At 74.1% G+C, this 8,739-nt stretch carries 10 protein-coding genes; 7 read left to right on the top strand and 3 right to left on the bottom strand.

Translation table 11 applies throughout. The features are described from left to right. The first annotated feature begins 3 nt into the window (after nucleotides 1-3). Entirely contained in the window at nucleotides 4-618 is a 615-nt protein-coding gene (locus AB0F18_RS37080; RefSeq protein ID WP_362069291.1) for a SigE family RNA polymerase sigma factor, read from the top strand. Beyond that, nucleotides 615-1,121, top strand: coding sequence for a hypothetical protein (locus AB0F18_RS37075; RefSeq protein WP_362069288.1), 507 nt, complete (start codon nucleotides 615-617; stop codon nucleotides 1,119-1,121). The genes AB0F18_RS37080 and AB0F18_RS37075 overlap by 4 nt, the downstream gene beginning before the upstream one ends. Nucleotides 1,122-1,129: 8 nt before the next feature. Here the strand turns inward: AB0F18_RS37075 and AB0F18_RS37070 are convergent, their stop codons facing one another. Both AB0F18_RS37070 and AB0F18_RS37065 read right to left on the bottom strand, forming a co-directional pair. Continuing rightward, the gene (locus AB0F18_RS37070; protein WP_362069285.1) at nucleotides 1,130-2,137 is read right to left on the bottom strand and encodes a DUF2278 family protein; all 1,008 of its coding nucleotides are present in this window, start codon (nucleotides 2,135-2,137) and stop codon (nucleotides 1,130-1,132) included. A gap of 91 nt (nucleotides 2,138-2,228) precedes the next feature. Beyond that, nucleotides 2,229-2,681: a MarR family transcriptional regulator gene (locus AB0F18_RS37065; protein WP_362069282.1), complete on the bottom strand. Its 453-nt coding sequence runs from the start codon at nucleotides 2,679-2,681 to the stop codon at nucleotides 2,229-2,231. Between the two features lie 189 nt (nucleotides 2,682-2,870). Here AB0F18_RS37065 and AB0F18_RS37060 point away from each other — a divergent pair, with 189 nt between their 5' ends. The 4 genes from AB0F18_RS37060 (at nucleotide 2,871) to AB0F18_RS37045 (ending at nucleotide 7,067) form a co-directional block, all read left to right on the top strand. Beyond that, a complete protein-coding gene (locus AB0F18_RS37060; RefSeq protein WP_362069279.1) occupies nucleotides 2,871-4,088 on the top strand; it encodes an MFS transporter in 1,218 nt (405 codons plus the stop codon). A gap of 33 nt (nucleotides 4,089-4,121) precedes the next feature. After that, entirely contained in the window at nucleotides 4,122-4,550 is a 429-nt protein-coding gene (locus tag AB0F18_RS37055; RefSeq protein ID WP_362069276.1) for a heme-binding protein, read from the top strand. 90 nt (nucleotides 4,551-4,640) lie between these two features. Further along, nucleotides 4,641-6,278 carry a glycoside hydrolase family 20 protein gene (locus AB0F18_RS37050; RefSeq protein WP_362069273.1) on the top strand — a complete coding sequence of 546 codons (1,638 nt, stop codon included), beginning with the start codon at nucleotides 4,641-4,643 and terminating at the stop codon, nucleotides 6,276-6,278. A 186-nt stretch (nucleotides 6,279-6,464) separates the two neighbouring features. Further along, the gene (locus tag AB0F18_RS37045; protein ID WP_362069270.1) at nucleotides 6,465-7,067 is read left to right on the top strand and encodes a hypothetical protein; all 603 of its coding nucleotides are present in this window, start codon (nucleotides 6,465-6,467) and stop codon (nucleotides 7,065-7,067) included. Nucleotides 7,068-7,080: 13 nt separating this feature from the next. Here the strand turns inward: AB0F18_RS37045 and AB0F18_RS37040 are convergent, their stop codons facing one another. Next, the gene (locus AB0F18_RS37040; RefSeq protein ID WP_362069267.1) at nucleotides 7,081-7,902 is read right to left on the bottom strand and encodes an endonuclease; all 822 of its coding nucleotides are present in this window, start codon (nucleotides 7,900-7,902) and stop codon (nucleotides 7,081-7,083) included. Between the two features lie 217 nt (nucleotides 7,903-8,119). Between AB0F18_RS37040 and AB0F18_RS37035 the strand changes: the two genes are divergently transcribed. Further along, nucleotides 8,120-8,686 carry a DJ-1/PfpI family protein gene (locus tag AB0F18_RS37035; protein WP_362069264.1) on the top strand — a complete coding sequence of 189 codons (567 nt, stop codon included), beginning with the start codon at nucleotides 8,120-8,122 and terminating at the stop codon, nucleotides 8,684-8,686. The last annotated feature ends 53 nt before the right edge of the window (nucleotides 8,687-8,739 follow it).

Here is an 8,739-nt window from a genome sequence, read left to right as displayed (position 1 = left end):
GGGATCACCCGGGCGTGGCGGGGCCTGTGGTGGTGGCTCACCCGCCGCGAAAGCCCCGCCGCGCCGGCCGGCCCCGGCGCGCACCCCTACCCGTACACCTACGGCACGGCCGGCCCGGACGCCCACGACCCCGCGCCGACCGTCAGCGAGCTCTACCACGCCCACCGGCTGTCCATGGTCCGTCTCGCGGTGCTCCTCGTCGACGACCTGGGCACCGCCGAGGACGTGGTCCAGGACGCCTTCACCGCCCTGTACCGCCGCTACGGGGAGCACATCACGGAGGTGGACAACGCGCTCGGCTACCTGCGCACCGCCGTCGTGAACACCGCGCGCTCCGTGCTGCGCCGGCGCCGCACGGCCCGCGCGTGGAACCCGCCGGTCACGGCCGACGTACCCTCCGCCGAAGCGTCCGTCGTCCTCGACGAGGCACACCGCGAGGTGCTGGCCGCGCTGGGCAGGCTGACCCCGCGCCGCCGCCAGGTGCTGGTGCTCCGCTACTGGGCCGACCTCAGCGAAGCGGAGATCGCCGAGACCCTGGGCATCAGCCGGGGCGCGGTGAAGTCGAACGCCAGCCGCGCCCTGGACGCGCTGGAACGGATTCTGGAGGGACGGGTATGACCGGCGAACGCCCCGTGGAGCGCCGGCTGCGGCAGGCCATGGAGGCCCGGGCCGAGGAGGTCACCGTGCGCTCGCTGCGCCCGGCCGACCCGCCGGGCCCGCACCTCAAGGCGCCCCGGGTGTGGCTGCGCCGCTCGGCGTGGGCCTTCGCCGGCCTGTCCGGTCTGGCGGCGGCCGCCCTGGCCGGCTACCTGGTCCTCGGCCCCGACGAGCTCCCGGCCCGCCCGGTACCGCCCGCCGCCCCGCCCGAGCTCACCCCGGCCCCGGCCTCGCCGGGCACGCCCCCGGCCCCCGGGCCCTCGGCGGTGCCCTCGTCGCCGTCGGCGCAGGCCCCGAGCCCGCACGCCACTCCGACCCCGTCGGGCCCCTCGGCCCGTCCGCCCCGTACGACGCCCCCGTCCACTGCCCCCGTGCCGCAGGGCTCGGCGGTGCCCTCCGCGGGGACGGCGGCCGGCGCCGGCCAGCCGTCGGCCTCCTCGACCCCATCGCCCACGCGGGGGTAGCGGCGGGTTCAGAAGGCGATCGTGCGGCCCTCGTCGGCGGCCTGGCGGGCGGTGTAGGCGACGCCGTGGACCTTGAGGCCCGAGGGGTCCCAGAGGGTGATGGTGCCGCCGTGGTCGCCGAGCCGGAAGCCGTCGCCGCCGGCGACGGTGAGCGCGGTGCCCGGCTGGAGCTGCTGGGAGGGCAGCGGGAGCGGGTTCCTGCCCTCGTCGACCAGGTGCCAGCCGGTGAGGTCCAGGGCGGTGGCGGAGGTGTTGAGCACCGTTACGGTCCCGGCCCGCGGTGCCGGTCCGGCCGGGTTGACCAGGGCGGCGACGATCCTCAGGGGTTCGGCGTGGTCGAGGGGGCGGGCCGGGGCGCCGGGCAGCGCGTGGCCGGTGACGGGGTCGGTGTGCCACTTCTGGGACTGGAAGGCGAGGAACACCGCGACCCACCGGTCCTCGGCGGGCAGGTGGAAGAGCAGCCCGCCGTCCTGCCAGACGCCGTCCTGTGCCCGGAAGGCCTTGCTGTTGCCCTGGTTCATGTGGATCTCGTGCACGCCGTCGGAGGGACGGAAGCCGAAGTCCTTGTCCTGCTCCTGCGGCTTGGGCCCGTAGCGGTCCCCGAAGACGAACAGGCCGATCGTCTGGTCGGCGATGGCCCGCTGGACGTAGTGGTCGAACAGGTCCGAGAGGTCGTTGTCGACACCCGGGAGGTCCGGCGGGAGCACCCGCACGGCGGCGGGGTCGAAGAGGTTGCCGCGGATGAAGTCGAGGGCGGCGCCGCCCGCCTTGCTGTCCAGCTTCTTCCAGCCGCTGCCCGCCGCCGGGAGCTGTCCGGTCAGTGGATGGCGGAAGTCGTCGACCACCACGTACATCAACTCGTGCGGCGACTCCTTCGACAGGACGTTGACCGCGGCCCGGTAGTGGGTTCCGGCGTCGTCGCGGAGGTGGACCTCGTAGTGGGGGGTGTCGGCGCCCCCCTCGCGGTGCCGTTCGACGGCGCGCGCGGCGAGTACTCCGTAGTGGCTGAGGGGCATGGGTCATCCTCCGACGCGCTCGCTTCCGGACCGCTGACCACCATCGCAGCCGATCCGCGCGCGGCGGAAGCCGCCGACCGGAGGACAGACCCTAGGAGCGGAGGTTCTCGACCGCAGCGACCAGCGGGGCCAGTTCCGGGCGCCGGGCCGCCTCGTCCAGGGCCTCGCGCAGGGCGGCGGCGTTGGTGGGCCGGGCCCGGGCCAGCAGCTCCAGGCCCGCCTCGCTCACGTCGGTGTAGATGCCGCGCCGGTCGGTGTCGCAGAGGTAGCGGTTCAGCAGGCCGCGGTCCTCCAGACGGCTGACCAGCCGGGTCGTCGCGCTCTGGCTGAGCACCACCGCCTCCGCGACCTGGTGCATCCGCAGGTGGCCGCCGGGGCCGTCGTGCTGGCGGCTGAGCACGTCCAGCAGCGAGTACTCGCGCACGCTCAGCCCGTGGCCCGCCTGGAGGGCCCGTTCCAGGTGCGCCTCGATCCGGCCGTGGAGGAGGGAGAGGGCGCACCAGCCCTGGGCGAGGGGGGTGGGGGCGCTGTCCGTGGCCGTCATGGGCTCCTCCGTGGTGAGGACGTACGCGCGCGGGCGCGCGCGGACGCGTGGCCCCAGGATAGGCGATGAGCGCAATAGCCCGCGCTTGCAAGTATCAGGCGTCTGCAATTAATGTGGACGACTGTAAACGGCTGGTGCAAGCATCCCGCCGTTCCGAACCACCTCCCCACCCCGAAAGGCCGCACGCCCATGCCCCTCGCGCTCCTCGCCCTCGCCATCGGGGCCTTCGGGATCGGCACCACCGAGTTCGTGATCATGGGCCTGCTGCCCGAGGTCGCCGCCGGCTACGGCGTCTCGATCCCGACCGCGGGCCTCCTGGTCACCGGCTACGCCCTCGGCGTCGTCCTCGGCGCCCCCGTGATGACCGTCCTCGGCACCCGCGTCCCCCGCAAGCGCATGCTGATGCTGCTCATGGGCCTCTTCGTCGTCGGCAACCTGCTCTCCGCGCTCGCCCCGGCCTTCGGGGTGATGCTGGCCGGCCGGGTCGTCGCCTCCCTCGCCCACGGTGCCTTCTTCGGGATCGGCGCGGTCGTCGCCGCCGGACTCGTCGCACCCGAGCGCAAGGCCGGCGCCATCGCCCTGATGTTCACCGGTCTGACCGTGGCCAACGTGGTCGGCGTCCCGCTCGGCACCCTCGTCGGCCAGCACCTCGGCTGGCGCGTCACCTTCCTGGCCGTCGCCGCGCTCGGCGTCGTCGGCCTGCTCGGCATCGCCCGGCTGGTCCCCGAACTGCCGCGCCCCGAAGGCGTGCGGATCCGCCACGAGCTCGCGGCGTTCCGCAACGTCCAGGTGCTGCTCGCGATGGCCATGACCGTCCTCGGCTTCGGCGGGGTCTTCGCGGCGATCACCTACATCACCCCGATGCTCACGCACGTCGCGGGCTTCGCCGGCACCTCCGTGACCTGGCTGCTCGTCCTCTTCGGCCTCGGCATGGTCGCCGGCAACCTCGTCGGGGGCCGCTTCGCCGACCGGGCGCTGATGCCGATGCTGTACGTGTCCCTGGGCGCGCTGGCCCTCGTCCTGGCCGCCTTCACCCTCACGGCCCACAGCAAGGCGGGCGCCGCCGTCACCGTCACCCTCATCGGCGCCCTCGGCTTCGCGACCGTGCCGCCGCTGCAGAAGCGGGTCCTCGACCAGGCCTCCGGAGCCCCCACGCTGGCCTCCGCCGTCAACATCGGTGCCTTCAACCTCGGCAACGCCCTCGCCGCCTGGCTCGGCGGCCTCGTCATCGGCGCCGGCCTCGGCTGGACCGCCCCGAACTGGGTCGGCGCCGCGCTCGCCGCCTCCGCCCTGGCCCTCGCCCTGGTCTCCGGAGCCCTGGAGCGCCGTACGGCCCGCCGCGCGGCGGACGGGAGCCGGCTCGTCGCGGCCGGAACCCCCGCCGCCCCCGCCCCCGCCCACCACTGACCCCGCGACCCCCTACCGCCACAGGAGCACCGCATGTCCCGAACCGTCCGCACGGCCGTCTCCCCCCTCACCACCGAGGACGCCGAGCTGCTCGTCACCGCCGCCCGCACCGCCGCCGAGGCGGCCGGGGTCGCGGTCAGCGTCACCGTCCTGGACGCGGGCGGCCACCCCCTGGCCTTCCGCCGCGACGACCGGGCCGTCCTGATCTCCGGCGAGACCAGCACCCGCAAGGCCTTCACCGCCCTCCAGCTGAACGCCCCCACCGCCGACCTCACCGAGGCCGTCCTGCCCGGCGGCCCCTTCCACTCCCTGCCCACCGCCCTCGACCGGCCGCTGCTGTTCATCGCGGGCGGCCTCCCGGTCCACCGCGACGGGCACCTCGTCGGAGCCGTCGGCGGGGCCCCCGAGCAGGACCACCGCTTCGGCGCGGCCGCCCTGGAGGCCCTGGACCGCGCGGCCTGATCCACAGGGCACGGCCCGGGCGGCCGCCCCCCACCCCGGGTCGCGCGACCGCGTCCCCCGTGCCAGGTTGGTACGGGGGAACGGTGCACCATGAGGCAGACGAACCGGCGGATCAGGAGAGGACGGACCATCGCGACGGCAGCGGCCGCGGCGCTGGTCTCCTTCGCCGTACCGGCGTGCTCCGCCGGAGCCCAGGACACCCGCCCCGCCCCCGGCGCCGCCTCCCCGCCGCCGGCTTCCGCGCCCACCGGGGGCGCCTCCGACGGCCCGACCCCGCCGCCGGCCTCCTCGTACCCGCTGTCCACCGCCCCGGGCACGATCCCGGCCGTACGCGAGTTCGTTCCCGCCCGGGGCCCCGGCTGGAAGCCCGCGCCCGCCGGACGGGTCCTCGTGGCCCCCGCCGACAGCGCGGCCCTCGCCGACGAGGCCAAGCTGCTCGCCGGCGAACTGCACCTCGGGTACGCCGAGTCCGACCAGCCGCAGCCCGGTGACGTACGACTGGCCCTCGCCGGCCGGGACTCCGGCCCGCCCGAGTCGTACACCCTCACCGTGCAGGGCGGCCGGGCCACCGTCACCGGCCCCGACGAGGCGGGCGTCTTCTACGGCACCCGCACCCTCAAACAGGAGATACGCGGCGCCGGTTCGGCCCCCGAGGGCACGGTGAAGGACGCCCCGGCCAAACCGCAGCGCGGGCTCAACCTCGACATCGCCCGCAAGAACTTCGCCCCCGACTGGATCGAGGACCGGCTCCGCGAGATGGCCGACCTCAAACTCAACCAGCTCGGCCTGCACTTCTCCGACGACCAGGCCTTCCGCATCGAGTCGGACACCCACCCGGAGATCGTCTCCACCCCGCACCTCACCAAGGCCGAGGTGCGCCGCATCAACGCCCTCGCCGCCCGGCTGCACATCGCGGTCGTCCCCGAGATCGACTCGCCCGGCCACCTCGGCGCGGTCCTGAAGGCCCACCCCGAGCTGCAACTGCGCAATGCGGCGGGCCGGGCCGTCAAGGGCGCCGTGGACATATCCAACCCGGCGTCGGCCAGGCTCGTGGACGAACTGCTGCGGGAGTACCTGCCGTTGTTCCCCGCCGGGGCCTGGCACCTGGGCGCCGACGAGTACCAGGCGCTGGTCGTCAGCGACCCCCAGGCCTCCTTCCCGCAGCTCGCGAGCGCCGCGCGCGCCCGCTACGGGCCCTCCGCCCGGGTACGGGACCTGGCCACGGGCTGGCTCAACGACCGGGCGGCGGTGGTGCGCCCCTCCGGCAAGGCCCTCAAGGCGTGGAACGACGGGATCTTCAGGAGCGGGGTCGTCCAGGCGGCCCCCGACGTCCAGGCCGAGTACTGGACAGGCAAGGAGAACGGCGCCCGGCCGCCGGCCGAGTACCTGAGCACGGGCCGCAAGGTGGTCAACCTCAACGACGAGTACCTCTACTACGTCCTCGGCGAGCCCAACCAGTTCACCTACCCCACCGGCAAGCGGATCTACGAGCAGTGGACCCCGCTGGTGCTGCGCGGCACCGCCGCCGTCCCGGCCTCGTACGACGCGCAGGTCCTCGGCGCCCGCCTGGCCGTCTGGTGCGATCTGGCCGCCTCCCAGACCCCGGCCCAGGTGGCGGCCGGCATCCGGATGCCGCTGGCGGCCCTCTCCCAGAAGGTCTGGGACCCCCGTACACCGAAGGCGGCCTGGCCGCAGTTCCAGGCCCTCGCCGGCCGGCTGGGCCCCTGACCGGCGTCCGCCGAGCGGTCACCGGCGTCCGCCGAGCGGTCACCGGCGTCCGCCGCGCGGGGCGGAGGTCCGCACTCCGCAACAACGTGATCCCGGCCCGGTGACGAACCGCATCCGGCCGTCGCCCTGGCCGGATCCCGGGGGTTACGGTGCGGCGACGCCGGAATCCGGGAGAGGGAGAAGACCATGAGAGCGGTACGGGGGCAGGCGGCCATGGCCGCTCTCGCGGTGTGCGGCGTGCTGGCGCTCACCGCCTGTCAGAACGGCGACGACCCGGCCGCGCCGGACGCGAAGCCCACCGCGGCCGCACCGGCCCCGCCCACCGCCACCGCCACGGCCGCCGTGCCCGCGCCCTCGAAGAGCGGCGCGGCGCCCAAGCCCTCGGCGACGACCGCCACCCCGGCGGGGAAGAATCCCCCCGCCCCGGCCCCGCCGCCCGCGCCGACCTGCGGCGCCGACCACAGGATGCCGGTCTCGCCCGACACGATCGCCGTGCAGCGCTACACGCCCGAGGGCGGTATGACGAGTCTCATCGTCCAGCACGGCACGTACGGCTGCCCCGGGCGCTTCGAACCGTCGGGCCCGTGGACGTACATCCCGATCGCTGAGACGGCCAAGATCACCGCGACGGCGCCGATCCTCGGGCCCTCCACGGTGACGGGCAAGCCGATCTCCACCAGCGAGCTGACCGGGTGGCTGGACACCCACCCGGACCGGGGGCTCCCCTTCCACTACCACCTGAACGCGGAAGGGGTCATCGACGCCCTCGACGAGATCTACGTCAAGTAGCCCTCCGGGACGGCTACCAGATCGAGTTGACCCACTCCGGGTGGTCGATGAACGGGTTACGGTTGTGCTGGTAGGTGTCGTAGATGACCTGGTTGCGGCGCTGCTCGAAGGCGTCCGGCGGGTCCATCTGGTTCCACTGCTTCAGCAGGCTGAGCCGGCCGAAGAGCGGGGCGGTGCCGTTGTTGACCTGGTCGTTCATCTCCAGGTCCGGGAAGCCGTCCCCGCCGTCGTAGCGCACGGCCATGTAGAGCAGCATGCGCGCGACGTCGCCCTTGACGGCGTCGCGCGGCTCGAAGGAGTCGGCGTCGGTGTAGCTGCCCGGGGCCTCGGCGACCGGGCTGCCGCCCATGTCGAAGTCCTTGTTGCCGCGGGTGCTGTTGACCGTGACGTCCTCGGGACGCAGGTGGTGCAGGTCGGTGCCCGGGCCGGTGACGGTGCCGAAGTCGCCGTGGCTCTTGGCCCAGACGTGCTCGCGGTTCCAGTCGTTGACGCCGCCGCCGTTGGTGTTCTTGGCCTGGGAGCGGCCCGAGTACACCAGGATGACGTTGTTCGGGTTGGCGGGGTCCTGGTCGGTGACCTTCAGCGCGTTCCACACGCCGTCGTACGTGACCTTGGACTGGTTCTTGATGATGTCGTGCAGGGCCGTCTTCAGGGCGGCGCCGGTCTTGCCCTCGGCGGCGGCGTAGTACGTGTCGACGCTCGTCGCGGCGACCGCGGCGGTCGCGGCGTGGGGAGCCGCCGTCCGCTGCTGGCCGGCCGTGGCGTTGGCCGGTATGAGGAACAGTGCGGCGGCCGCGAGTCCGGCGGCCCAGGGGGCCGTACGGGAGATTCTCATGACGTGGGGGATACCTCTCCACAAGCACCGCCCCCGCCCTGGCAGTTGGCGGGGTGTCAGGTGGCAGAGCGAGGCTCACATTGTCATGTATCGAACAGGTTAAAACCATGTGTCGTACGGGCTCACCGCGGGGGTTTGCCGCCAGGACGTCATGGGCACGGTAGGCGGTGCCCGGACGGCCCCGACCGGCCGTCGACAGCGCTCCCTGGAGTAGCCCATGGCAGTGAAGATCCTCATCGTGACCGGCGACGCGGCGGAGTCCCTGGAGGTGCTCTACCCGTACCAGCGCCTGCAGGAGGAGGGGTACGAGGTCCACATCGCGGCCCCCTCGCGCAAGAAACTGCGGTTCGTCGTGCACGACTTCGAGGACGGCTTCGACACCTACACGGAGAAGCCCGGCTACACCTGGCCCGCCGACATCGCCTTCGCCGACGTGGCCCCCGAGGAGTACGCGGCCGTCGTCGTCCCGGGCGGGCGGGCCCCGGAGTACCTTCGCAACGATCCCGACGTGCGCCGGATCCTGGCCGCGTTCGCGGGGGCGGACAAGCCGATCGCGCAGATCTGCCACGGCCCGCTGATCACCGCCGCGAGCGGCTCCCTCGACGGGCGCAGCGTCACCGCCTATCCGGCGCTGGAGCCCGACATGCGGGCGGCCGGGGCGCGGTTCCAGGACTCCGAGGCCGTCGTCGACGGCACCCTGGTCTCGGCCCGGGCCTGGCCCGACCACTCCGCCTGGATGCGGGAGTTCCTGAAGGTGCTGCGCGCCAAGGCGCCGCTGGCCTAGCGGCGTACGTACGGACGCACCCGTGGGGGGCCCCCGGGGGGGGGCGGGCCCCC

The sequence above is a fragment of the Streptomyces sp. NPDC029216 genome, assembly GCF_040648015.1.
In the GTDB taxonomy this organism is placed as follows: domain Bacteria; phylum Actinomycetota; class Actinomycetes; order Streptomycetales; family Streptomycetaceae; genus Streptomyces.
The sequence above is the reverse complement of the archived record's forward strand: the minus strand, read 5'-3'. Positions and strand labels throughout refer to the sequence as shown.